Source organism: Streptomyces cinnabarinus (assembly GCF_027270315.1).
GTDB lineage: Bacteria > Actinomycetota > Actinomycetes > Streptomycetales > Streptomycetaceae > Streptomyces > Streptomyces cinnabarinus.
In genome coordinates this window covers 3320084-3344545 of sequence record NZ_CP114413.1, presented here as the reverse complement: position 1 = coordinate 3344545, position 24462 = coordinate 3320084, and the positions used below count along the sequence as shown (strand labels likewise).

The 24462-nt window shown below is 71.4% G+C and carries 20 protein-coding genes and 1 tRNA gene; 17 read left to right on the top strand and 4 right to left on the bottom strand.

Annotated elements, in window-relative coordinates:
* Window positions 1-14: 14 nt before the first annotated feature.
* From STRCI_RS14985 to STRCI_RS14945, 9 genes are all read left to right on the top strand, one after another.
* Entirely contained in the window at window positions 15-707 is a 693-nt protein-coding gene (locus STRCI_RS14985) for an iron-containing redox enzyme family protein (protein ID WP_269659439.1), read from the top strand.
* A gap of 56 nt (window positions 708-763) precedes the next feature.
* The gene (locus tag STRCI_RS14980; RefSeq protein ID WP_269659438.1) at window positions 764-1834 is read left to right on the top strand and encodes a threonine aldolase family protein; all 1071 of its coding nucleotides are present in this window, start codon (window positions 764-766) and stop codon (window positions 1832-1834) included.
* A gap of 79 nt (window positions 1835-1913) precedes the next feature.
* On the top strand, window positions 1914-3227 hold the full coding sequence (locus STRCI_RS14975; RefSeq protein ID WP_269659437.1) for an ATP-grasp domain-containing protein: 1314 nt from the start codon (window positions 1914-1916) through the stop codon (window positions 3225-3227).
* A gap of 12 nt (window positions 3228-3239) precedes the next feature.
* On the top strand, window positions 3240-4499 hold the full coding sequence (locus tag STRCI_RS14970) for an MFS transporter (protein ID WP_269659436.1): 1260 nt from the start codon (window positions 3240-3242) through the stop codon (window positions 4497-4499).
* Between the two features lie 56 nt (window positions 4500-4555).
* Window positions 4556-5788: a GNAT family protein gene (locus STRCI_RS14965; RefSeq protein ID WP_269659435.1), complete on the top strand. Its 1233-nt coding sequence runs from the start codon at window positions 4556-4558 to the stop codon at window positions 5786-5788.
* Window positions 5789-5991: 203 nt separating this feature from the next.
* Window positions 5992-6801, top strand: a complete 810-nt coding sequence (locus STRCI_RS14960; RefSeq protein ID WP_269659434.1) for a hypothetical protein — start codon at window positions 5992-5994, stop codon at window positions 6799-6801.
* 28 nt (window positions 6802-6829) lie between these two features.
* Window positions 6830-7489: a hypothetical protein gene (locus STRCI_RS14955; protein WP_269659433.1), complete on the top strand. Its 660-nt coding sequence runs from the start codon at window positions 6830-6832 to the stop codon at window positions 7487-7489.
* Window positions 7486-9351, top strand: coding sequence for a 2-oxoacid:acceptor oxidoreductase subunit alpha (locus STRCI_RS14950; protein WP_269659432.1), 1866 nt, complete (start codon window positions 7486-7488; stop codon window positions 9349-9351). The genes STRCI_RS14955 and STRCI_RS14950 overlap by 4 nt, the downstream gene beginning before the upstream one ends.
* Window positions 9341-10354 (top strand): 2-oxoacid:ferredoxin oxidoreductase subunit beta, encoded by a 1014-nt coding sequence (locus STRCI_RS14945; RefSeq protein WP_269659431.1) that lies wholly within the window; start codon window positions 9341-9343, stop codon window positions 10352-10354. The genes STRCI_RS14950 and STRCI_RS14945 overlap by 11 nt, the downstream gene beginning before the upstream one ends.
* 16 nt (window positions 10355-10370) lie before the next feature.
* Here the strand turns inward: STRCI_RS14945 and STRCI_RS14940 are convergent, their stop codons facing one another.
* Window positions 10371-11411: an alanine racemase gene (locus tag STRCI_RS14940; protein ID WP_269659430.1), complete on the bottom strand. Its 1041-nt coding sequence runs from the start codon at window positions 11409-11411 to the stop codon at window positions 10371-10373.
* A 150-nt stretch (window positions 11412-11561) separates the two neighbouring features.
* On the opposite strand from STRCI_RS14940, the gene STRCI_RS14935 reads away from it, so the two are divergent.
* The gene (locus STRCI_RS14935; RefSeq protein ID WP_269659429.1) at window positions 11562-14321 is read left to right on the top strand and encodes a tetratricopeptide repeat protein; all 2760 of its coding nucleotides are present in this window, start codon (window positions 11562-11564) and stop codon (window positions 14319-14321) included.
* 41 nt (window positions 14322-14362) lie between these two features.
* Here the strand turns inward: STRCI_RS14935 and STRCI_RS14930 are convergent.
* Window positions 14363-14438: transfer RNA gene (locus STRCI_RS14930), tRNA-Arg, on the bottom strand.
* A gap of 320 nt (window positions 14439-14758) precedes the next feature.
* On the opposite strand from STRCI_RS14930, the gene STRCI_RS14925 reads away from it, so the two are divergent.
* The 4 genes from STRCI_RS14925 to STRCI_RS14910 all read left to right on the top strand — a co-directional run bounded on the left by STRCI_RS14925 (window position 14759) and on the right by STRCI_RS14910 (window position 20584).
* Window positions 14759-16366 carry a dynamin family protein gene (locus tag STRCI_RS14925; protein ID WP_269659428.1) on the top strand — a complete coding sequence of 536 codons (1608 nt, stop codon included), beginning with the start codon at window positions 14759-14761 and terminating at the stop codon, window positions 16364-16366.
* A 3-nt stretch (window positions 16367-16369) separates the two neighbouring features.
* Window positions 16370-18283: a YfjP family GTPase gene (locus tag STRCI_RS14920; protein WP_269659427.1), complete on the top strand. Its 1914-nt coding sequence runs from the start codon at window positions 16370-16372 to the stop codon at window positions 18281-18283.
* Between the two features lie 174 nt (window positions 18284-18457).
* On the top strand, window positions 18458-18913 hold the full coding sequence (locus STRCI_RS14915) for a single-stranded DNA-binding protein (protein WP_269659426.1): 456 nt from the start codon (window positions 18458-18460) through the stop codon (window positions 18911-18913).
* A gap of 261 nt (window positions 18914-19174) precedes the next feature.
* Window positions 19175-20584, top strand: coding sequence for a Cys-Gln thioester bond-forming surface protein (locus STRCI_RS14910; protein WP_269659425.1), 1410 nt, complete (start codon window positions 19175-19177; stop codon window positions 20582-20584).
* A 25-nt stretch (window positions 20585-20609) separates the two neighbouring features.
* Here the strand turns inward: STRCI_RS14910 and STRCI_RS14905 are convergent, their stop codons facing one another.
* A complete protein-coding gene (locus tag STRCI_RS14905) occupies window positions 20610-21128 on the bottom strand; it encodes an HAD domain-containing protein (RefSeq protein WP_269659424.1) in 519 nt (172 codons plus the stop codon).
* A 139-nt stretch (window positions 21129-21267) separates the two neighbouring features.
* On the opposite strand from STRCI_RS14905, the gene ettA reads away from it, so the two are divergent.
* Genes ettA through STRCI_RS14890 form a run of 3 tightly spaced genes read left to right on the top strand, consistent with a single transcriptional unit; the run spans window position 21268 to window position 24020 of the window.
* On the top strand, window positions 21268-22932 hold the full coding sequence (ettA, locus tag STRCI_RS14900) for an energy-dependent translational throttle protein EttA (RefSeq protein ID WP_269659423.1): 1665 nt from the start codon (window positions 21268-21270) through the stop codon (window positions 22930-22932).
* 6 nt (window positions 22933-22938) lie between these two features.
* On the top strand, window positions 22939-23352 hold the full coding sequence (locus STRCI_RS14895) for an acyl-CoA thioesterase (protein ID WP_269659422.1): 414 nt from the start codon (window positions 22939-22941) through the stop codon (window positions 23350-23352).
* A complete protein-coding gene (locus tag STRCI_RS14890; RefSeq protein ID WP_269659421.1) occupies window positions 23349-24020 on the top strand; it encodes a DUF8010 domain-containing protein in 672 nt (223 codons plus the stop codon). The genes STRCI_RS14895 and STRCI_RS14890 overlap by 4 nt, the downstream gene beginning before the upstream one ends.
* A gap of 23 nt (window positions 24021-24043) precedes the next feature.
* Here STRCI_RS14890 and STRCI_RS14885 read toward each other — a convergent pair whose 3' ends face one another.
* The gene (locus tag STRCI_RS14885) at window positions 24044-24448 is read right to left on the bottom strand and encodes a globin (protein ID WP_269659420.1); all 405 of its coding nucleotides are present in this window, start codon (window positions 24446-24448) and stop codon (window positions 24044-24046) included.
* Window positions 24449-24462 lie beyond the last annotated feature (14 nt).

Below are 24462 nucleotides of genomic sequence, written 5' to 3'. Positions count from 1 at the left end.
TTTGTGTGTCTGGTGTGGCGTTGGACCGTGAGCGGCTGGAGTCGCTGGCGGTGGAGTTGATGGAGCGTCAGTTCGCTCGGGTGCCGCGGATGCGGGAGCTGCACGCGGGTGAGTGGATCGAGCGGGACTACTTCGTCCGGCATGTGGTGGAGACGGTGCTGCGGATCCGTCTGAACAACGAGGTCGACACGTACGCGTTGTTCAAGGTGGGTTCGAAGGACGACGCGCTGGCCGCGCATCTGGCGCAGTATCTGGCGGAGGAGTTCGGGCACGAGGGGATGTTCCTTCGTGATCTGGCGAAGTTCGGTGTGTCGCTGGAGGACGTGAACGCGATTCCCGTCTTTTCGTCGACGGCGAAGCTGATGGGTTATCTGCGGCTGGCGGCGGATTCTCGTGGTCCGGCGCCGACGACGGTGTGGGACTGGTTCGTGGAGTGGTATTCGGACCGGTACAACCAGGTGATCACGGATGCGGCCGGGAAGGAGTTCGGTGCGGAGTTCGTGCGGGGTACGCAGTCGCATCTGGACTTCGACGAGTCGCATGACCATGACGAGTTGATGTTCCGTACGGTCTCGCGTGCGGTGGAGTCGTTCGGGTCGGCGGAGCAGGCGTACGCGGATCTGGAGACGTTCGTGGACCTGATCGGTGACTACTTCGCCGAACTCCACGCCACCACCGTCAAGGAAGCGGAGCCCGTCGGCGTCTGACCGACGCCTTTCAGGTCGGATCCGAAACCCAGCTAGCCCAGTCGGAGAGAATTTCCATGCGGCGATCGTCCAGTGCTCCAGTGGACTTCCGAAGTGACACCATGACCAAGCCCACCGAGGCGATGGTCCGTCACATGATGTCGGCAGAAGTCGGTGACGACTGCTGGGGGACGGATCCGACCACGCGTGCGCTGGAGGAGCGCTGCGCCGACCTGTTCGGCAAGGAGGCGGCGCTCTTCACCTCCAGCGGCACGCTCAGCAATCAGCTGGCCCTGCGCGCCCACACCGTCCCCGGCGACGAGGTCGTGGTGGACGCGTCCACCCACATCGTGGTCTACGAGGGAGCGCAGAGCGCCGACCTCGGCCATGTGGTGTTCAACATCCTCAACGCCGAGAACGGCCTGGTCACCGCCCAGCACCTGGACAACGTGTTCGGGGACCGGGCACGCGGACCGTCCTACGCCATGCCGACGCTGCTCTGCCTGGAGAACACCGTCAACTGGCACGGCGGCTGTGTCCTTCCGCTGGACGAGATGCGCCGGCTGCGCGAGAGGTCCACCGCGATGGGCATGGTCACCCATCTCGACGGGGCCCGGCTGCCCAACGCGGCCGTCGCGACCGGCGTCTCCATGGCCGAGTACGCCTCGACCGTGGACACCGTCTCCGTCTGCTTCTCCAAGGCCCTCGGCGCACCCTTCGGCAGCGTCCTCGCCGGACCGGCGGACGTCATCAAGAAGGCCAAGCGGTTCCGCAAGTGGTACGGCGGCGATCTGCACCAGAACGGCTATCTGGCGGCCGCCGCCGACTACGCGCTGACCCACCACATGGACCGGATCGCCGAGGACCACGAGAACGCGGCCCTGCTGGCCAAGCTGCTCGCCGAGAACCCGCTGTTCAAGCCGGAGATCCACGACCCGATGACCAACATCGTGGTCGTCGACGTCACGGCCACCGGACTCGGCCCCGAGGAGTTCTGCGACCGCGCCGCCGAGGTGGGCGTGCTGCTCGGCGACTGGAAGCCCGGCACCGTCCGCGCCGTGCTCAGCATGCTGGTCGACGAGGAAGGCGTCCGCGCCGCCGCGGACCGCCTGAACCTGCTGGCGGACACCTCCGCGAAGGCGGCGTAACGCGTCACGGCGTACCGCGCGAGGCCGCGTACCGCCCCAGGCCGCCGCGTATCGAACGAGAGATCTCCGGAGTCGTCCCATGGCACCTTCGAGCCGCCCGAGCGCCTTCATCCTGATGGGAGGCTTCGGGGCCATCTGCCGCAACTCCCGCTATCTGGCGGAGCTGTCCGCGCGCGGCCTGCGGATCCTGCTGATCACCCCCGGCATGTGGCGCGCCGAGGTCGCCGCCGCGCGGGCCGACCCGGAGCACCCCGCGTACGGCGTCGCCGACGTGGCGTTCGTGGACGGCAGCGTCGACAGCGAGGGCGCCTACGTCGCCGGGTCCGTCGCGGCGGCGAGCCGCTGGCGCGGGGAGTACGACATCGTCGGCGTCACCTCCGTCAGCGAGGTGCTCGTCGAACCCGCGGCCCTGCTCGCCGATGCCCTCGGCCTGCCCGGTCCGGGTGCCAACGCGGGCCGGATCTGCCGCAGCAAGTACCTCCAGCGCTGGTACCTGCACGAATGGGCGCCCGCCTCGATGACCCTGCCCGCCGGGGAGCACGGCACGCTCACCGCCGGCCAGGTCCGCTTCCCCGCCGTGGTGAAGCCCGCCGGACGCCACTCCAGCGATGGCGTCGTGGCGGTGAACACCTGGGACGAACTGCGCGACTGCCTCGCCTCCTACCCCGAGCACGAGACGGTGCTCGTCGAGGAGCGGATCAGCGGCCAGGAGTACTCCGTGGAGAGCCTGGTCCAGGGCGGCCGTACCGTCTTCGCCTCGGTCACCCGCAAGGAGACCACCGAGTCCTCCACCAGCCGCTTCGTCGAGCTGGCCCACTGCGTGCCGAACGAGCGCGAGGAAGTGGACGACAAACTCCTCGCCGCCAACGCCGAGATGCTCACCCGGCTGAGCTTCGGCGACGGCATCACCCACTCCGAATGGCGCGTCACCGAGGACGGCCGCGTCTACCTCATGGAGGTCGCCGCCCGCGCCCCCGGCGACGGCGTGCTCGCCCTCTACCAGCTCGCCACCGGGGAGGCGATGGAGCCGGTGATCACCCGGATCGCGCTCGGCGAGCCCGCCGCCTACCCGCCGCCGCGCCGCCACACCCGCCAGGTCTACCTGCCGCACACCGAGGGCGTCCTCACCGACGTCACCGTCGACTGGCCCGGCGTGGACCCCGCCTGGATCGCCGACACCGGGGTCTGGCCCGACATCGAGGCCGGCTCCCCGGACGACCCGCCCACCCTGCGCGCCGTCCTCGTCCTCCAGCACCGGGGCGCCCGGCTCGCCCCGCTGAACAGCTCCGACGACCGCTCCGTCACCTTCGTCGTCGACGCCGCGACACCGCGGGAGCTCGACGCCCTCGAAGCACGGGTGCGCGCCGCCGTCACCGTGGACGTGCGGGGCTGATCACCGGTGCCCATGACGACGGCCACCGACGACCGGCCCCCGGTCGTCTCCCCGCTGCGGGTCCCGGCGTTCCGCAGTCTGTGGGCGGGCGACTCCGTCTCCCAACTGGCCCACCAGGTCACGCAGTTCCTGTTGCCGCTGCTGGCCGTGACCGTCGTGCACACCAGCGGCTTCGGGGTGGGCGTGGTCTCCGCCTCCCAGTTCCTGCCGGTGATCTTCCTCTCGCTGGTCGCCGGCTCGTACGCCAACAAGGTGTCCACCCGCGCCCTGTTGGTGCTGTGCAACGTCCTGCGCGGGGTCGCGCTCGGCCTGATGGGCGTCGTGTGCGCCTTCACGGGCCTGAGCTTCTGGCTGCTGGTGGCCGCGGCGGTGGTGATCGGCTGCGTGGCCGTCTTCCATGACGTCGGCTTCCACGCCGCCTTCCCCCGGGTGCTCACCACCGAGCAGCTCACCCCGGGCAACGGCCTGTACGAGGCGAGCTATTCGGCGGCCCAGATGGCCGGCCCCGCCCTCGCCGGGTACGCCGTGCACAGCCTCGGCCTGTCCACCCTGATGTCGGTGACCGCGGTGCTGTTCCTCGCGTCCGCCCTGTGCTTCCTGCCGCTCCGGCTGCCCGCGCTCGCCGACCACCCGGACACCAAGGACGTCTCGGTCCGGGCGGGCCTCGCCTTCATCTGGCGGACCCGCGCCATCCGCGACCTGTGCGTCCAGTCGGCCCTGTACAACCTGCACGAACAGGCCTTCCTCACCGCCTTCATGATCTACGGCGTGCGCTCTCTGCACCTGTCCGGCGGCGCCCTCGGCCTGGTCATGGGCCTGGGCAGCCTGGGCGCGGTGGCCGGTTCCCTGGTCATCGGCCGGATCGGCGCCCGGCTGCACGTGGGCGCCGCGCTCTCGGCCTCCCTGGTCCTCGGCGGACTGTCGCTGTTCGTCGGCGCGCTGGTGGCGACCCCGGGCTCGGCGGCGCCGGTCCTGGCGGCGGCGTTCGTCGTCAACGGCGCGGCGCTCGCCTCGTACAACGTCTTCGCGCTGAGCCTGCGCGGGGCGCTGCCGCCGCCCGAGCACCTGGGCATCGTCACCGCCGGCTACCGCCTGGTCTCCCGGGCCCCGATGCCGCTCGGCGCGCTGCTGGGCGGCGTGCTGGTCGAGACCGTGGGCGGCGCCACGGCCGTCACCGTCATCGCGCTGTCGCTGACGCTGGCCGCGACCAGCCTGCTGCGCTCACCGCTGCGCCGGGTGCGGCGGCTGGGCACGGCGACCTCAGCTCTGTGACCTGTACCGGCCCTGCGACCCGTACCGGCTTTGCGACCTGCACTGAAGGAAGTCCGATGCTCTCCACGAACACCACCGCCTTCACGAGCGCCACCGGCACCCTGGACCCGGCGGCCTGGCAGGAGCTGGCCGGGGCCCCGCTCTACACCTCGGCGCCCTGGCTGTCGTTCTGCCGCTCCCTGTACGGGGACCGGGCCGGAGCCGTGCACACCGGCCGGGACGGCGCCCCGGCGGCCGGGATCGCCGTGACCGAGCTGCGGTCGGAGGCGTCGAACCCCTTCTACCGCTGGTCGACCCCGCTGACCGCGGCCGGCCTGCCCACCCCCGGCCCGACCGGACTCCTGGTCGGCCAGCAGAGCGGCTACCAGACCCACCTCCTGCACACGCCGGACACCACCCCCGCGACCGCCGCTGACGCCGTGACGCGCGCGGTACGCGACCTCGCGGCGACGGACGACTTCCGCGCCCGGGTCGGCCGTACCGACGCCGGGGCCGCGCCCAGCGTCGGCATGTTCCTGTCCACGGCGGACGTACGGGCCTTCCGCGCGGCCGCGGTGACCACCGAGCCGCTGCTGCTCCAGCTCGACGCCTGGATCCCGGTGCCGGAGGGCGGCTGGGACGGCTATCTCGCCGTACTCGACGAGCGCAGGCGCAAGTGGGGCCGCTCCTGCGCGCCCTGGTCGGTGAAGTCCGAGCGCCGCAAGTTCGCGGCCGCGGGCTACACCGTCGAGCACCACCGGCTCGCCGACTGCGTCAAGGACGTCGGACACCTCCTGGCCCAGACCGAGCGCCGCCACGGCAACGACGTCGACCCCGACGACTGCGCGAGCACCTTCGCCCACCAGGCCGCCGCCACCGACTCCCGCGGCGAGGTCCTGCTCTGCCGCGACGAGTCCGGCCGGGCCGTCGGCTTCTGCCTGTTCTACGAGTGGCGGGGCGCGATGTACCTGCGCGCGGTCGGCTTCGACTACGAGCGCCTCAAGGGCGCCAACGAGTACTTCAACCTGGTCTACTACCGCCCCCTGGAGATCGCCGCCGAACGCGGCCTGAGCTGGTACCACGCCGGTATCGAGGCCCCCGAGGCGAAGGCGCTGCGCGGCGCCGAACTGCGCGGCCTGTGGCTGCTGGACCTGACCGCCGACAGCGTCCTGGCCGGACACGGGGACACGATCCGCGCCGCCAACCACGCCTTCCTCGCACGGGCCGCGGCCGACTCCCGGGTCGTCGGCAGATCGGTACGGCAGGACGTCTGGGACCTGGCCGGAACGCGCCCGGCCGAGGAGGAATGACAGGAGTGGCCACGCCCATGGACCGACAGGACCGCATGGACCGAATGGACCGCCTTGACCGGACGGACCGACCGGACCGCTTTGACCGGACGGACCGACCGGACCGCCTTGACCGCTTGGACCGACCGGATCGCCTTGACCGCTTGGACCGACCGGACCGCCTTGACCGCCTGGACCGACAGAACCGGCGCAGGGTGCTCCGCGTGTTCATCGACGGACCCGACCCCACCGCCGAGCGCATCGAACGGCGGCTCGTCGGCCACCCCCGCACGGAGGTGCTCCGGCTGGAACCGGCCGGGAACACCTCCGCGCGACGGGCGTCGATGGCGGCGGCGGACCTGACGGTGCTGTGCCGGCCGGCCACCGAGGCCCCGGAAGCGGCCGACCTGGCGGGCCGGGCCGGCTCCCGCATCCTCGACCTCAGCTCCGCCCACCGCACCACCTGCGGCTGGATCTACGGACTGCCCGAACTGACCCGCAGCCAGCGCCCCCGCATCATGCGCGGCCACGCCGTGGCCCAGCCCGACGGCCGCGCGGTGGCGACGGCCCTGCTGCTGCGCCCCCTGATCGCGGTGGGCCTGCTGGACGCGAAGTCGCCCTGCCGGATCGCGGGCGGCGCCGCCGGCGGCGACGTACTGCCCGAAGTGGTCAAGTGGACCAGGCTCGCCCACAAGCCCGAGTTCGAGGTGAACCCGCTCGCCGACGACGACATCCACGTCACGATCGGCCACGAGGCCTCCGCCTCCCTCGACGCCCTGCGCGCCTGTCTGGCCGAGGCCCACCGCGACGAACAGCACCTCCGGGTCGCCGCGACCGCCGCCGGCACCACGGACGCCACCGCCCTGACGCTGTCCGTGCACCCCGACACCGACGGCCGGGTCCGCCTCACCGCGCGGATGCCGACCGCGACGGACTGGGTGCTCGACCTGACCCTCCGGAACATCAACCTCATGCTCGGCCTCCCCGAGAACCTCGGGGTCGCCGAGGAGGCACGACAGCCGACGGCTCGCTGACCCACGTTCCACCGACCCCACGGATCCCATGCGACTCATCACTTCCTCCTCCGCCGCCGGCCTCGGCCTCCTGCACGCCAGGGCCTGGCTCCTCCGGTCCCCCGAGGCCCCCCTCCTGGACGGCACCGGGCTCGCCCCCGACGAGGCCGTGCGCCTCGGCCTCACCGACGCACCCCCGCCGCCCGTCGGCTACGCCAAGCTCCTCGCCGACCTCGGCCACCCCGGCACGGTCCCCGCGGGCGAGCGCCTGCGCGAACTCGTCGGCACCCGCGGCTTCCGCTCCATCGGCGCGGTCGTCGACGCGGTCAACGTCGCGACCCTCCGGTACGGCGGAGGCGTGGGCCTGCACCGGCTGGACCCGGCCGACCTGGACACCGACCTGGTCGTCACCCGCGCCGAGGGCACCGAACGCATCGTGCCCGCCTTCTCCTCCAAGTCCCGCCCGATCCCGGCGGGCGATCTGGTCTACGGCCCCACGGGCGAGCCGTTCGCCTGGCTCGGCCGCCGCGACTGCGACGCCGCCGGACGCCAGCTCACCGAAACCGGCCGCCTGGGTGTCGTCGTGGTCCTCGGCTGCCCCGGCGAGGACGCCGGCCACACCGAGGCCATCGGCGCCACGATCGCCGGGATCCTCGCCCGCCTGCGCCCCGACGTCACGATGACGCCCCTGCCGACGGTGGCGTCATGACGTCGGCCAAGGAAGTACGGCAACTGGACCGGGTGATCATCCGCTTCGCGGGCGACTCGGGCGACGGTATGCAGCTGACGGGTGACCGTTTCACCTCGGAGACGGCGTCGTTCGGCAATGACCTGTCGACGCTGCCGAACTTCCCTGCCGAGATCCGCGCTCCCGCCGGGACGCTCCCTGGTGTCTCGTCCTTCCAGTTGCACTTCGCGGACCACGACATCCTGACTCCGGGCGATGCCCCGAACGTGCTGGTCGCGATGAACCCGGCGGCCCTGAAGGCGAACGTCGCCGATCTGCCGCGCGGCGCGGAGATCATCGTCAACACCGACGAGTTCACGCGCCGCGCGATGCACAAGGTCGGCTACGAGGGCTCTCCCTTGGAGGACGGCTCCCTCGACGGCTACCACCTGCACCGGGTGCCGCTGACGACGCTCACGGTCGAGGCCCTGCGCGGCTTCGACCTGTCCCGCAAGGAGGCCGAGCGCAGCAAGAACATGTTCGCGCTGGGCCTGTTGTCGTGGATGTACCACCGGCCGACGGAGGGCACGGAGAAGTTCCTGAAGTCGAAGTTCGCGAAGAAGCCGGAGATCGCGGCGGCGAACATCGCGGCGTTCCGCGCGGGCTGGAACTTCGGTGAGACGACTGAGGACTTCGCGGTCTCCTACGAGGTCGCGCCGGCGTCGAAGGCGTTCCCGGTCGGCACCTACCGGAACATCTCCGGGAACCTGGCGCTGTCGTACGGCCTGGTCGCGGCGGGTCAACAGGCGGATCTCCCGCTGTTCCTGGGCTCGTACCCGATCACCCCGGCTTCGGACATCCTGCACGAGCTGAGCAAGCACAAGAACTTCGGTGTGCGGACGTTCCAGGCCGAGGACGAGATCGCGGGCATCGGGGCGGCGCTGGGGGCGGCTTTCGGGGGTTCCCTGGCGGTGACGACGACGTCCGGCCCCGGCGTGGCGCTGAAGTCGGAGACGATCGGGCTGGCGGTCTCGCTGGAGCTGCCGCTGCTGGTGGTGGACATCCAACGAGGCGGCCCGTCGACTGGTCTGCCGACGAAGACGGAGCAAGCGGACCTGTTGCAGGCGATGTTCGGCCGCAACGGCGAGGCCCCGGTGCCGGTCATCGCGCCCTGCACCCCGGCGGACTGCTTCGACGCGGCGGTGGAAGCGGCGCGGATCGCCCTGACGTACCGGACCCCGGTGTTCCTGCTCTCGGACGGCTACCTGGCCAACGGCTCGGAACCCTGGCGGATCCCCTCGCCGGACGAACTCCCGGACCTACGGGTGAACTTCGCCGACGGACCCAACCACACGCTGGAGGACGGCTCGGAGGTCTTCTGGCCGTACAAGCGCGACCCGCAGACCCTGGCCCGCCCCTGGGCGGTCCCCGGCACCCCCGGTCTTGAGCACCGCATCGGCGGCATCGAGAAGCAGGACGGCTCGGGGAACATCTCCTACGACCCGGCCAACCACGACTTCATGGTCCGCACCCGGCAGGCGAAGATCGACGGCATCGACGTACCGGACCTGGAGGTCGACGACCCCCAGGGCGCGAACACCCTTGTCCTGGGCTGGGGTTCGACCTACGGCCCGATCACCGCGGCGGTACGCAGACTGCGCGCCTCCGGGGAGCGGGTGGCGCAGGCGCATCTACGCCACCTCAACCCGTTCCCGAAGAACCTCGGCGAGGTACTCCGGCGCTACGACCGGGTCGTCGTCCCCGAGATGAACCTCGGTCAGCTCGCCACGCTGATCCGGGCCAAGTATCTGGTGGACGCACGCTCATACACCCAGGTCAACGGCATGCCGTTCAAGGCCGAGCAGCTCGCCACGGTGCTGAAGGAGGAGATCCATGGCGCTTGAACTGTCGGCCCGTGACTTCAAGTCCGATCAGGAGGTGCGCTGGTGCCCCGGTTGCGGTGACTACGCGATCCTCGCCGCGGTACAGGGCTTCATGCCCGAACTCGGCCTGGCGCGCGAGAACATCGTGTTCGTCTCGGGCATCGGCTGCTCGTCCCGCTTCCCGTACTACATGAACACGTACGGCATGCACTCCATCCACGGCAGGGCGCCGGCGATCGCCACGGGTCTGTCGACGTCACGCGACGACCTCTCGGTCTGGGTGGTGACGGGCGACGGCGACGCGCTGTCGATCGGCGGCAACCACCTCATCCACGCCCTGCGCCGGAACGTCAACCTCAAGATCCTGCTGTTCAACAACCGGATCTACGGCCTCACCAAGGGCCAGTACAGCCCCACTTCGGAGCTCGGCAAGATCACGAAGTCGACGCCGATGGGTTCGCTGGACGCGCCGTTCAACCCGGTGTCGCTGGCGATCGGCGCGGAGGCGTCCTTCGTGGCGCGGACCGTCGACTCCGACCGCAAACACCTCACCGAGGTCCTGCGCCAGGCCGCCGCCCACCCCGGCACGGCACTGGTGGAGATCTACCAGAACTGCAACATCTTCAACGACGGCGCCTTCGACGTCCTGAAGGACAAGCAGCGGGCTCAGGAGGCGGTCATCCGCCTGGAACACGGCGAGCCGATCCGCGTGGGCGCGACGAGGGGAGTCGTACGGGACCGGACGACGGGCGACTTGAGGGTGGTGGAGGTGACGCCGGAGAACGAGCGGGATGTCGTCATCCACGACGCCCACGCGGAGTCCCCCGCGACGGCGTTCGCGCTGTCCCGCCTGGCCGACCCGGACACCCTGCACCACACCCCGATCGGTGTGTTCCGCAGCGTCGAACGTCCGGTCTACGACACGCAGATGAGCGACCAGATGGACGCGGCGGTGGAGCGGTACGGCAAGGGCGACCTGGCGGCGTTGCTGACGGGCGGCGACACCTGGACGGTGGCGGGCTAGGTATTGCTGGTCATTGTTAGGTATTGGCCCCGCGGGCCCGCACGGCCCACCGGTCGACGACCTCGCCGCCCTGGACGACGTAGAGCTCATCGGCCAGGTTCACGGCAGTGCAGACGTGGTTGGGGACGATCGTGAACACCGAGCCGAGGGCGGGCGGTTCGGTGTCCTCGGGCAGGCGCACCACGGCGTGGTGCTCCCACAGCGCGGTGACGACGGCCCCCGGCAGCCCGGGAAGATGCGCCCGCCCGGTGACCCAGGGGGACCGGTCGGTCCCGAGGACCTTGCTTCCGGCGTCCAGTACGAACCGGTCCGGGGCGGGCACGCTGATCACGGTCGCCACGGCGGCGAGGGCGAGATCGTCCGGCCCACAGGTGCCGATGGCGAGCTGGGTGGCGTCGTTGAACACATAGACCCCGGGCCGCTGTTCGTCGACGACACCGGCCCGCCAGGCACCGACGGTGGGAGTGGAGCCCCCGCTGACGACACGGGCCTCGACCCCGGCCTCGCGCAGCGCCGCGACGGCCTCGCCGAGCGCCCGCTCCTCATCGCGCGCGCCACGCTCCCGGGCGCCGGGATCGTGCCCGTAGCCATGCCCGGGAAAGGTGAACACACCGACGACGTCGAGCCCGACGTCATGCGCGGCAGCGGCCACGACCCCGGCGTCAGAGGGCCGCACACCGCCTCGCCGACTGCCGCAGTCGACCTCGACGACGACTTCGACACCGCCTGGCACGGCCTCCCCGAGCCGCCGCGCACCGTCCACCGAGTCGACACCGACCCGCAGCGAGACGGCCTCGGCCAGCCGCCGGACCCTGGGCGCACGCGCCCGATCGATCCAGAGGGAGGAGGCGATGAAAAGATCCTCGATCCCGGCGTCGGCGAAGACCTCGGCCTCCGACACGGTGGCGACGGACAACCCCCGCGCCCCGGCGCGGATCTGCCGCTCACCGATCTCCGGGCACTTGTGACTCTTGGCATGCGGCCGCAGCCGGAACCCGCCCTCCAGGGCGGCCTTCTGCATCCGGGCGACATTACGGTCGAGGACATCGACATCCACGAAAAGCCCCGGTGTCAGAACCCCATCAGGAACCCGCACGCCCCACCCTCTCCATGGCGCCCCCGGCGAGCGACCCTACAGCGTATTCACCGGAACTGGTTTGTGTCGTGAACGGCCGGTGGCCGGGGTGGGTCCGCGGGTACGTTCGGGATGCTGGATCCGACCGTGTTCGAGGGGGTTTCGGTGGCGGGCGGCGCTGAGGACGGGGATCACATCGACTTCGGTGGGGGTGTGTTCAAGGGCTCGGTCACGGGCAAGGCCGAGCATCACTATTACGGTGCGCGGCGGCCTGCGGTGGCGTGGCCGCATCAGGTGGGGGTGATTCCCCCGCGGGCGGGTTGTTTCCAGTCGCGGGCGGAGGTGGTGCGGCTGCGTGAAGCGCTCACGGCTGGCCAGGCCGCGGTGCTGGTGGGGCAGGACGTGGTGCGGGGGCAGGTGCTGGCCGGGATGGGCGGGGTCGGCAAGACCCAACTGGCCGCGGACTACGCCCGTACGGCGTTGTGGTCCGGTGAGCTGGACCTGCTGGTGTGGATCACGGCGAGCAACGCCACCGCGGCCGCGTCGGGGTACGCGCAGGCGGCCGTGGACATCCTGGGTGCCGATCCCGCGGACCGGGAGGCGGCGGCGCGCGCGTTCCTGGCGTGGCTGGAGCCCAAGGCGAACGCGGCGCCGTGCCGCTGGCTGGTGGTCCTCGACGACGTGTCGGACCCTGCCGATCTGAACGGGCTGTGGCCGCCGGCCTGCCCGCACGGTCGGACCCTGGTCACCACCCGCCGCCAGGACGCCGCCCTGACCGGCCGCTTGATCAAGGTGGGGCTGTTCTCCGAGGCCGAGTCCCTCGCCTATCTCACGGCCGCCCTGGACGCCCGGAACCGTCACGAGCCGGCTGAACAGCTCGCCGCGCTCGCCGAGGACCTGGGGCATCTGCCGCTGGCGCTGTCGCAGGCCGCCGCGTATCTCATCGACGCGGGTATCAGCGCCGCCGCGTATCGGGAGCTGCTGGCCGACCGCGCCACTGTGCTCGCTGACGCCGCTCCCGAGGTCCTGCCCGACGGCCAGAGCCAAAGTGCGGCGGCGGCCTGGTCCCTGTCCGTCGACCGCGCCGACACCCTGCGCCCGGCCGGACTGGCCCGCCCCATGCTCCAGCTCGCCGCGTTCCTCAACCCCAACGGCATCCCCGAAACCGTCCTGACCAGCACCCCCGCCCTCACCCACCTCACCCAGCACCGCACCGAAACGCAGGACAGGACTCCCGAGCCTGTCACCGCGGGCGAGGCGGTCGGTGCCCTGCGGGCGCTGGACCGGCTCAGCCTCATCAGCCACAACCCCGCCAACCCCCACCAGGCCGTCCGCGTCCACCAGCTCATCCAGCGCGCCACCCGCGAGGCGCTCACCCCTGACGAGCACGACCAGCTTGCCCGCACGACCGCCAGCGCACTCACCACGGCCTGGCCCGCCATCGAACGCGACACCGAACTCGCCCAGGCCCTGCGCACCAACGCCACCGCCCTCACCCGAAGCGCCGGAGACGCCCTGTACAAGCCCGACGCGCATGCGGTGCTGTACCGGGCCGGACAAAGCCTCGGCGAAGCCGGCCAGGTCACCGCCGCCAAAGACCACTTCCATCGCCTGGCCGAGACCTTCAGCCACCACCTCGGCCCCGGCCACCCCTCCACCTTGACCGCCCGCCACAGCCGCGCCTATTGGCGGGGGAGGGCTGGAGATGCGGCCGGTGCTGCCGCCGCGTTCGAGCAACTGCTGCCCGACCGAGTCCGGGTGCAGGGTGAGGACCACGCCCACACCCTCAACATCCGCCACAACATCGCCTACTGGCGGGGGGAGGCCGGAGACGCGGCCGGTGCCGCCGCCGCGTTCGAGCTGCTGCTGTCCGACTCTGTTCGGGTGCTGGGTGAGGACCATCCCGACACCCTGACCATCCGCAGCAACATCGCCCGGTGGCGAGGGAGGGCGGGAGATGCTGCCGGTGCCGCCGCCGCGTATGAGCAGTTGCTGCCTGACCGAGTCCGGGTGCTGGGTGAAGGCCACCCCGACACCCTGACCACCCGCCACGAACTCGCCTACTGGCGGGGGATGACGGGAGACGCTGCCGGTGCCGCCGCCGCCTTCGAGCTGCTGCTGCCCGACCGTGTCCGAGTGCAGGGCGAAGACCATCCCGACACCCTGACCACCCGCCACGAACTCGCCTACTGGCGAGGGATGGCGGGTGACGCGCCTGGCGCCGCCGCCGCACTCGAGCAGTTGCTGCCCGACCGAGTTCGGGTGCTGGGTGAGGACCATCCCGACACCCTGACCACCCGCAGCAACCTCGCCCGGTGGCGCGGGACGGCGGGAGACGCCGCCGGCGCCGCCGCCGCGCTCCAGCAGGTGCTGCCCGACTCGCTTCGGGTGCGGGGTGAAGGCCACCCCGACATCCTGACCACCCGCCACAACATCGCCTACTGGCGGGGGAAGGCGGGAGACGCCGCTGGTGCCGCCGCCGCGTTCGAGCAGTTGCTGCCCGAATCGGTTCGGGTGCTGGGTGCAGACCACCTCGACACCCTGACCGCCCGCCACGAACTCGCCTACTGGCGGGGGAGGGCGGGAGATGCCGCCGGTGCCGCCGCCACGTTCGAGCAGTTGCTGCCCGACCGTGTCCGGGTGCTGGGCGCGGATCACCCCAACACCCTGACCACCCGCCACAACCTCGCGTACTGGCGGGGGATGGCTGGAGACGCTGCCGGTGCCGCCGCCGCGTTCGAGCAGTTGCTGCCCGACCGTGTCCGGGTGCAGGGCGAAGACCATCCCGACACCCTGACCGCCCGCAACAACCTCGCCTACTGGCGGGAGAAGGCGGAAGAGACACACCCAGCGCCTGAGGCCGACGGGAGACGACGCAGTCCCCAAGTCTGACGGGACCAGCAAAAAAGCCCTCCCGGAGGAGAGCTGAGAGATGGCGCCCCCGGCAGGACTCGAACCTGCGGCCAAGCGCTTAGAAGGCGCCTGCTCTATCCACTGAGCTACGGGGGCCGGTGTGGTGGCCTCTGTCCTGGTGCCCGGGTGTGGGCCGATCCGTGACGTTGCCGGGGACAAGGATAGGGCTCCCGGGTCCATGTCCCTGTTTCTTCGCCTCCGTGGCTCGATGTGGAGGTTCAGTGAAGCGGTCCTGATAATCGCAGGCAGGTACGAATCGTGCACCGCTTTTGCCGTCCGGCGCACCGGGTGTTGTGCACTCGTTATGCCTGGACTATGCCGTTGTCCCGGTCGCCCCTTCCGTCCCTTCTGTTCCGTCGGCACGCAGACATGCTCATATGCTTCAGAATTCCCCTAAAATTGGGCATTCTTCACATGTGGTGACCTTGGACGTACGGCCTCAGCTGATCGACGCACTCTCCGCTCTGCGCGACCGTGTCGCAGCCGCACGCTTTCCGCTTCCCTTGACAGGGGCGCCACGCGCGCGTGCCAACCGCGACGAACTGCTCGCCCAGCTCGACGACTACTTGGTGCCCCGGTTGAGAGAGCCCGAAGCGCCTTTGCTGGCCGTCGTGGGCGGTTCCACCGGCGCCGGCAAGTCGACGCTGGTCAACTCCCTGGTGGGCAGACGGGTCAGCGAGGCGGGCGTGCTGCGCCCCACGACACGCACACCGGTGCTCGTCTGCCATCCGGAGGATCACCACTGGTTCAGCGGGATGCGCGTCCTGCCCGACCTCACGCGGGTGTGGGTCCCCCAGCAGGACCCAGGCGACGATCTGCTGCTGCCCGGCGAGGACCCCACGCGCGTGCTGCGCATCGAGACCGCCGAAACACTCCCGCGCGGGCTCGCCCTCCTCGACGCGCCCGACATCGACTCCCTGGTCGCCGACAACCGCACCCTCGCCGCCGAACTGATCTGCGCCGCCGACATCTGGATCATGGTCACCACGGCCGCCCGCTACGCCGACGCCGTCCCCTGGCACCTGCTGCGCACCGCCAAGGAGTACGACGCCACCCTCGTCACCGTCCTCGACCGCGTGCCCCACCAGGTCGTCTCCGAGGTCTCCCGGCAGTACGGCGCCCTGCTCACCAAGGCCGGGCTCGGCGACGTCCCCCGCTTCACCGTCCCCGAGCTGCCCGAGTCGGCCTGGGGCGGCGGACTGCTGCCCGCCACCGCCGTGGCACCGCTGCGCACCTGGCTCGTCCACCAGGCCCAGGACCCCGCCGCCCGCCAGCACGTCATGGCCCGCACGGCCTACGGCGTCCTGGACTCCCTCAAGGCCCGGATGCCCGAGCTGGCCAGCGCCGCCGCCGCCCAGTACGCCGCGGCCCTGCGGCTGACCTCGGCCGTGGACGGGGCGTACGACAGCGAGCACGCGCGCGTGCGGGGCCGTCTCCAGTCCGGCGCCGTCCTCGCGGGCGACGCCCTCAAGCGCTGGCGCGCCTTCCCCCTCGACTGCTCGGCGGGCGAGCTCATGGAGGCCCTCACGGAGAGCCTCGCCGCGCTCCTGCTGTGCGCCGTCACGGCCGCCGACGAGCGCGTGGACGAGGCCTGGCGCCGCGAACCGGCGGCCAACGCCCCCACCCTCCGGGACCGCGACTCCGCCCTGGAGACCGCCGAGCACCGCATCGACCTGGCCGTACGGCGCTGGCGGCGCGAGCTGGAGGAGTACGCCGAGGACGAGGTGCGCGAGCTGGAGCGGGGCGCGGCGCCCGACCCCGAGGTGATCGCCGCCCTGGTCGCCACCGCGCTCCTGGGCGGCCGCAGAGCGCGCTCCGCGGGCGAGGGGCTCGCCGAGCGGCTCGGCGCCCATGGCGCGCTGCGGCTGCGCGACCGCGGCGGGCGGCTGCTCGCCGACCACCTGGACCGCGTCATGCACACCGAACGCGAACGCCGTCTCGCCCCCCTGGACGCGCTCGACGTCCACCCCGAGCCACAGGCCGAACTCATCGCCGCGCTGTCCGTACTTCAGAAGGAGAGGTGACCGGTGACCGCCGTCACTGACCAGGACCACGACCACGGGCACACGGAACCCACCGAGGGCGCGGACGGGGGTCCCGAGGACGCCGAGCCGGCCGACGCGGCGGAGGCCGCCGAAGAGGCGGCCGAGGCCGTCGGCGAGGAGCACGCGCGCGAGGCGGCCGACGAGCCTGCCGAGGGCCGCCCGCCCGCGGCCGACGAGGAACCCGCTGAGTCCGGGCGGACCGGCTGGGACGACGGGCTGATCGCGCGGCGGGTGAACGAGACCGCCGTGGCGGAGCAGCCGGTGCCCGCCGTGGAGAGCCGGGCGTCCACCCCGCGCACGGCGCCGCCCCTGGCGTACGACGGCGCCCTGCGCTCGCGTCTGGACGCGCTGCGCGAGCTGGTCGGGCTGTCCCGCACCCGCCTGGACAGCCGCACCCTCGCCGAGGCCGGACGGGTGCTCGACGAGGCCTCCGCGCGGCGCAGACTCTCCGGCCGGCACACCGTGGTCGCCATCGCGGGCGCCACCGGCAGCGGCAAGTCGCAGCTGTTCAACGCGCTGGCCGGGGTGACGATCTCGGAGACCGGCGTCCGCCGACCCACCACCGCCGCGCCCATCGCGTGCAGCTGGAGCGACGGCGCGGCCGGTCTCATCGACCGGCTCGGCATCCCGCCCCGGCTGCGCCGCCGCCCCGCCCAGCACACGGACGCCGAGGGACACCTGAGCGGCCTCGTCCTGGTCGACCTGCCCGACCACGACTCCGCGGCCGTGCAGCACCGCGAGCAGGTGGACCGGGTGCTGGCCCTCGTCGACGCGGTCATCTGGGTCGTGGATCCCGAGAAGTACGCGGACGCCGTGCTCCACGAGCGGTATCTGCGCCCCATGGCGGGCCACGCCGAGATCATGTTCGTCGTCCTCAACCAGATCGACCGGCTCCCCGGGGAGGCCACCCACCAGGTCCTCGGCGACCTGCGGCGGCTGCTGGACGAGGACGGCATCGCGCTCGGCGACTACGGCGAACCGGGCGCGACGGTCCTCGCGCTGTCCGCGCTCACCGGCGACGGGGTCGGCGAACTGCGCGAGACGCTCGGCCAGTTCGTGATGGAGCGCGGCGCCGCCGCGCGCCGGATCTCCGCCGACGTGGACGCCGCGGGCTGGCGGCTGAGCCCCGTCTACGCCACCACCAGCGGCACCGGGCTGAGCGAGGAGGCCCGCGACGAGTTCGCCGCCCGCCTCGCCGACGCCGTCGGTGCCACCGCCGCCGGGGAGGCCGCCGAGCGCGCCTGGCTGCGCAACGCCAACCGCGCCTGCGGCACGCCCTGGCTACGGCTGTGGCGGTGGTACCAGGACCGGCTCGAACCCCCCACCGGACGGTTCCCGTTGCGCGCCCAGGCGGACGAGGAGGCGACCGCGCGCCAGCGCGTGGAGCAGGCGGTGCGCACGGTCGCCGAGCGGGCCTCCGCCGGGCTGCCGTCGCCCTGGGCGCAGGCGGTGCGCGAGGCCGCCGTACGCGGCTCGCAGGGGCTGCCCGAGGCGCTGGACGACCTGGCCGCGCGGGCGGGCCTGCCGCCGGGGCGGCCACCGCGGCCAGGCTGGTGGCCGGCCGCCGTGCTGGTGCAGGCGTCGATGACGCTGCTCCAAGTGGTGGGCGGCCTGTGGCTGGTGGGCCAGATCGTGGGCGTGATGTCACCCAACCTGGGCGTGCCGGTGCTGCTGATGGTGGCCGGCATCATCGGCGGGCCGCTGGTGGAGTGGGGCTGCCGGATGGCGGCCCGGGGACCGGCCCGGCGGTACGGCTCCGACGCGGAGAGACGGCTGCGGGAGGCGGCCGCCGGGTGCGGGCGGGCACGGGTGCTGGATCCGGTGGCGGCGGAGCTGCTGCGGTACCGGGAGGTGCGCGAGCAGTACGGGAAGGTCATGGGAGTGGGCGTGGGGTGATACGGCGCACGGATCGGCGTCCTGGCGGAACTCCTCGTTCGGGTGGCGAGGTTGTCCACAGGCACCGAGCCGGTCCACAGCACGCGGCGGGTCCGGCCCGGCGGATGCAGTCTGGCTTCGCGGCAGACGCAGCCGTACGGGACGGGCCCGTCGGCGTATCAGGGAGGGTGCACGATGAACGAGACGATCATTTCCGTGGTGGGGAACGTGGCCACGCAGCCGGTGTACCGCGAGGTCGCCACGGGACCGTCGGCGCGGTTCCGGCTGGCGGTGACCGCGCGCTATCTGGACCGCGAGAAGAACGAGTGGACGGACGGGCACACCAACTTCTTCACGGTCTGGGCCAATCGGCAGCTCGCCACCAACGCGGCGGCGTCGCTGACCGTCGGCGACCCCGTCCTGGTGCAGGGCAGGCTGAAGGTCCGCTCGGAGGTGCGCGAGCAGCAGACCTGGACCTCGGCCGACATCGAGGCGGTGGCGATCGGCCATGACCTCGCACGCGGTACGTCGGTCTTCCGCCGCCCGGGCAGGCCGGAACCGGCGGTCAGCGGCCCGCCGCAGCGCCCTGAACCGGAATGGGAGACGCCGCAAGCCGCCCAACAGCCGCCGGAGCCGGTCGCGGTGACGTGACCTCAGCCACTCCTGACCCGTTGTCCGAACTGTGGCTTATCGGCGGTCCCGCGACCGAACACGCCGGGTGGATTTGTCGATAAGCCCTGTTCGTGGCGGTTTCCGCGATAACGATTCCGAGTCGGATCGCTTGTCCTGCGGGATCCCTGGGGAGCGTGGTGCGCCCGGTCCTTAGGATGCCGAACAAGGCTCTCGGGGCTTGCAGTTCTGCCGGCGGGACCGTACCCCCACGTCAACGGGTCCCGCTCGAAGGGGAATTCTGTGCTTTCTGCTTTCTCCGCGCTGTCCGGGCGCGGGCGAGAGGCGGCCCGGCTCACCGCCGCGACGCTGGTGTCCGGCCTGCTCGCCGCCGGTGCGCTGGTGGCCGGTGCCGGCCAGGCCGCCGCGGACGGCGGGTCGCAGAGCCAGGGCGGGGCGACGGCCACGATAGGCGGTCTGAAGACCTTCGGCGCGGCGGTCATCCACAGCGACACCGGGGACCAGGAGATCTCGGCGGGCCTGTTCGAGATGTCCGTCGAGGGCGGCGGCACGCTGCAGACGTACTGCGTGGACCTGTTCAACCCCACGCAGAAGGACGCCAAGTACCACGAGACCCCGTGGAGCGGGACCTCGCTCGGCGCCAACGAGAACTCCGGCCGGATCCGCTGGATCCTCCAGAACTCCTACCCGCAGGTGAACGACCTGGCGGCGCTCGCCCGGAAGGCGGGCCTGAGCGGCGGCCTCAGCGAGCAGGACGCGGCGGCGGGCACCCAGGTGGCCGTGTGGCGGTACTCGGACGGCGCGGACGTCGACGCGGTGGACCCGCAGGCCGAGAAGCTCGCCGACTACCTGGAGCGGAGCGCCCAGGACCTGGCCGAGCCGCGGGCCTCCCTGACCCTCGACCCGCCCGCGCTCTCCGGGCACCCCGGCGAGCGGCTCGGTCCGGTGACCGTGCGCACGGGCGCGGACGCGGTGACGGTGACCCCGCCCGCGGCCATGAGCGGTGTGCGGATCGTCGACAAGAAGGGCAAGCCGGTCTCCGCCACGACCGACGGCGGCCAGATCTGGTTCGACGTGCCCGAGGAAGCGCCGGACGGCACCGCAGAACTGACCGTGCAGGCCTCCACCACCGTGCCGGTGGGCCGCGCCTTCACCTCCGAGAGCCGCAGCCAGACCCAGATCCTGGCCGGCTCCAGCGAGTCCACGGTGTCCGCGACGGCGAGCGCGGCCTGGGCGAAGCAGGGCGCGATACCGGCGCTGTCCGCGACGAAGAACTGCGCCGAGGGCGGCGTGGACATCACGGCGGCCAACGAGGGCGACGCGCCGTTCACCTTCGAACTCCTCGGCACGGACTACACGATCGCCCCGTCCGAGACCCGCACGGTCACGATCCCCCTCCAGGAGGACCAGGCCTACGACTTCGCCATCGAGGGCCCCGGCGGCATCGCCAAGCGCTTCACCGGTGTCCTGGACTGCCTGACCCAGGCGGCGGAAGCCGACAACACCACCACCCAGACCCTCACCGAGCCCAGCCCCGCCTCGGTGGGCGGCACCTCCCCCGACACCAACCTCGCCGAAACAGGCAGCTCCAACGCGACCCCGGTGATCGCAGGCGTCGCCATCGGCCTGGTCCTGCTCGGCGGAGCGTTCCTCGTCATGGTCCACAACCGCAGAACGCCTGACCGGGACTGAGCCCCGGCCGATACGCGCGGTGGGCTCATGGCTTCCATGACTCTGCTGGCTTCCACGACTCTGCGCGGAGCCAATCGGCGAGCACGGTGAAGTCGGCCTCTTCCAGGCCCTTCGTCGGGGCCACGCGATGGAGAAGCGCCGGGCCGGGGTGGGCGGCGGCCACCCACTGGCGGTCCAGGGCGCCGATCTCGTCGTCGACCCAGATGAACGGCCGGCCGGCGGCCCGGTCCACGAGCGGCCGGGTCTTCCAGTGCAGGCCGCGTGGGCCGGGGTCGGAGGCGGTCTCCGGGTACGTCAGCACAGGCAGCGTCGGCAGCCCGAGGTGCGGGGCGACGACCTCGTTCGCCTCATCCATCCAGGTCGTGGCCCAGATGAGATCGCAGCCCAGGCTCAGCAGGCGCGCCCCCACGCCGGGGTCGAGCCGCCCCACCAGCGGGTTCCCCCCGGCGGTGACTGCCTGTGTGCGACCGGCCGCCGACCCGAACGGGATGAGCGGACCATCGACATCGAGGAAGAGAAGGGGGCGGACCTCTGCGCCGGTCATATCGGCACTGTAGTCGGGGGCATTCGAAAACCCCAGGTCACAGACGCCTGAGGTAACGGGTTTCCACCCAAGGGTGGCGGTACGGCAAGATGGGGTGTATCTGCCCACTGCCAGATTTCAAGCTGCCGGACGGTTTCTCTTGGCTGAGTTCATTTACACCATGCGCAAGGCGCGCAAGGCGCACGGCGACAAGGTGATCCTCGATGACGTCACCCTGAACTTCCTCCCCGGGGCGAAGATCGGCGTCGTCGGCCCGAACGGCGCCGGTAAGTCGACCGTGCTGAAGATCATGGCGGGGCTGGAGCAGCCGTCGAACGGTGACGCGTTCCTGTCGCCCGGCTACAGCGTCGGCATCCTGATGCAGGAGCCCAAGCTCAACGACGACAAGACCGTCCTGGAGAACGTCCAGGAGGGTGTCGCCGAGGTCAAGGGCAAGCTCGACCGGTTCAACGAGATCGCCGAGCTGATGGCGACCGACTACTCCGACGCGCTGCTCGACGAGATGGGCAAGCTCCAGGAGGACCTCGACCACTCCAACGCCTGGGACCTCGACGCCCAGCTGGAGCAGGCCATGGACGCCCTGGGCTGCCCGCCCGGCGACTGGCCCGTCGTCAACCTCTCCGGTGGCGAGAAGCGCCGTGTCGCGCTCTGCAAGCTGCTGCTGGAGGCCCCCGACCTGCTGCTCCTCGACGAGCCCACCAACCACCTCGACGCCGAGTCGGTGAACTGGCTGGAGCAGCACCTCGCCAAGTACGCGGGCACCGTCGTGGCCATCACCCACGACCGGTACTTCCTGGACAACGTCGCCGAGTGGATCCTCGAACTCGACCGCGGCCGCGCCTACCCGTACGAGGGCAACTACTCCACGTACCTGGAGACCAAGCAGACCCGTCTGAAGGTCGAGGGCCAGAAGGACGCCAAGCGTGCGAAGCGTCTGAAGGAAGAGCTGGAGTGGGTGCGCTCCAACGCCAAGGGGCGCCAGGCCAAGTCCAAGGCCCGTCTCGCGCGGTACGAGGAGATGGCCGCCGAGGCCGAGAAGATGCGGAAGCTGGACTTCGAGGAGATCCAGATCCCGCCGGGCCCGCGGCTCGGCAGCATCGTCGTCGAGGTCAACAACCTCAACAAGGCCTTCGGCGACAAGGTCCTCATCGACGATCTCTCCTTCACGCTGCCGCGCAACGGCATCGTCGGTGTCATCGGCCCGAACGGCGCCGGCAAGACCACCCTCTTCAAGATGATCCAGGGTCTCGAAGAGCCCGACTCCGGGTCCATCAAGGTCGGCGAGACCGTCAAGATCTCCTACGTCGACCAGAGCCGCGAGAACATCGACCCGAAGAAGACCCTGTGGGCCGTGGTCTCCGACGAGCTCGACTACATCAACGTCGGTCAGGTCGAGATGCCGAGCCGGGCGTACGTGTCCGCCTTCGGCTTCAAGGGCCCGGACCAGCAGAAGCCCGCCGGCGTGCTCTCCGGTGGTGAGCGCAACCGCCTCAACCTCGCGCTCACCCTCAAGCAGGGCGGCAACCTGCTGCTCCTCGACGAGCCGACCAACGACCTCGACGTCGAGACGCTGTCCTCCCTGGAGAACGCCCTGCTCGACTTCCCGGGCTGCGCCGTGGTCGTCTCCCACGACCGCTGGTTCCTGGACCGGGTGGCCACCCACATCCTCGCCTACGAGGGCGAGTCCAAGTGGTTCTGGTTCGAGGGCAACTTCGAGTCCTACGAGAAGAACAAGATCGAGCGCCTCGGTGCGGACGCCACCCGCCCGCACCGCGCCACCTACAAGAAGCTGACCCGGGGCTGATCGATCTTGCGGCACATCTACCGCTGCCCACTGCGCTGGGCGGACATGGACGCGTACGGCCACGTCAACAACGTGGTCTTCCTCCGCTACCTGGAGGAAGCCCGTATCGACTTCCTGTTCCGCCCGGAGAAGGACTTCAAGCAGGGGTCCGTGGTGGCGCGCCATGAGATCGACTACAAGCGGCAGCTCGTCCACCGGCACCACCCGGTGGACATCGAGCTGTGGGTCACCGAGATAAGGGCCGCGTCCTTCACCATCACCTACGAGGTGAAGGACAAGGATCTCGTCTACGTCCGTGCCTCGACGGTCATAGTGCCGTTCGACTTCGAGGCGCAGCGGCCCCGCCGGATCACGTCCGAGGAACGAGAGTTCCTCCAGGAGTACACGGACGACGACGAGGAGGAGGCCGTCGCCGCATGACGGTGCTCCATCTCGCGGACGAGGGGGAGGCGGCGGATCTCGCCGCCTTCCTCTCGCGGCTGCTGCACTACGACCGCGGCGCCGCGGTGCGCCTCCAGGCCGCCGGTACCGCGCTCGCCGTCTTCGGGCGGCCGCCGTCCTTCGAGGTGCTGGCGATCCGCGCGGCGCGACTGGCCAAGCCGTACGAGAACGGCCTCGACGCCGGCCTGGACCGGACCGTGTCCGCCGGTGAACTGCTGGAGGCGGTGGACGAGTCGGCGGCCACGGCCGTCGTCCCGGACGCCGTCACCGGTCCGCCCTGGGCCGGGGTGCTGCCCCCGCGGGGCGGCTGGACCCCCGAGCCGGGGCTGCCCGCCCCCGACGCGCTGCGCGCCATGGTCGGCGCCGCGGTGGCCGAGTTCCGGGCCCGCACCGAGGAGCTGGCCCCCGATCTCCGTACGCGGGCCGCACTCGACCGGATCGGGCGGGACATCTGGTCCCGGGCCGTCGGTGACACCCCCCTGCCGGTCCGTGCCGTACATGCGGCGCAGTCCCTGGGTTTTCTGCGGGCCACCGGGGAGCCGGCGCTGTTCTCGGCAGCCGCCTGGCTGCGCCTGCGCACGCCGTACGGATCGATCGCCGTGCGCCGGGCGGGCCTCGGGTCGCTGGGCGTCAGCGTCTCCCGCTGACCCGCCGGATGCCCCGGGGCGGCTCAGCCCCGGGCGTTCACCATCGACGCCGCCGCGTACGTCAGGTAGCTCCACAGCGTGTGCTCGTGCTCCTCGGAGAGGCCGAGTTCGTCCACGGCGTCCCGCATGTGCTTCAGCCAGGCGTCATGGGCCGCCTGGTCGACGGTGAACGGCGCGTGGCGCATCCGCAGACGGGGGTGGCCGCGGTTCTCGCTGTAGGTGGTCGGACCGCCCCAGTACTGGATCAGGAACAGGACCAGGCGCTCCTCGGCGGGGCCCAGGTCCTCCTCGGGGTACATGGGGCGCAGCAGCGGGTCCTCGGCGACACCCGCGTAGAAACGGTGGACCAGACGGCGGAAGGTCTCCTCCCCGCCGACCTGCTCGTAGAAGGTCTGCTCCTGAAGCGTGCCGCGCCGAATCTCATTCACTCACCCATGGTCTC

Coding starts and splice junctions, on each gene's coding strand:
- STRCI_RS14980 (WP_269659438.1), top strand. CDS start 764: ATGCGGCGATCGTCCAGTGCTCCAGTGGACTTCCGAAGTGACACCATG.
- STRCI_RS14975 (WP_269659437.1), top strand. CDS start 1,914: ATGGCACCTTCGAGCCGCCCGAGCGCCTTCATCCTGATGGGAGGCTTC.
- STRCI_RS14970 (WP_269659436.1), top strand. CDS start 3,240: ATGACGACGGCCACCGACGACCGGCCCCCGGTCGTCTCCCCGCTGCGG.
- STRCI_RS14965 (WP_269659435.1), top strand. CDS start 4,556: ATGCTCTCCACGAACACCACCGCCTTCACGAGCGCCACCGGCACCCTG.
- STRCI_RS14955 (WP_269659433.1), top strand. CDS start 6,830: ATGCGACTCATCACTTCCTCCTCCGCCGCCGGCCTCGGCCTCCTGCAC.
- STRCI_RS14950 (WP_269659432.1), top strand. CDS start 7,486: ATGACGTCGGCCAAGGAAGTACGGCAACTGGACCGGGTGATCATCCGC.
- STRCI_RS14945 (WP_269659431.1), top strand. CDS start 9,341: ATGGCGCTTGAACTGTCGGCCCGTGACTTCAAGTCCGATCAGGAGGTG.
- STRCI_RS14935 (WP_269659429.1), top strand. CDS start 11,562: ATGCTGGATCCGACCGTGTTCGAGGGGGTTTCGGTGGCGGGCGGCGCT.
- STRCI_RS14915 (WP_269659426.1), top strand. CDS start 18,458: ATGAACGAGACGATCATTTCCGTGGTGGGGAACGTGGCCACGCAGCCG.
- STRCI_RS14905 (WP_269659424.1), bottom strand. CDS start 21,128: ATGACCGGCGCAGAGGTCCGCCCCCTTCTCTTCCTCGATGTCGATGGT.
- STRCI_RS14890 (WP_269659421.1), top strand. CDS start 23,349: ATGACGGTGCTCCATCTCGCGGACGAGGGGGAGGCGGCGGATCTCGCC.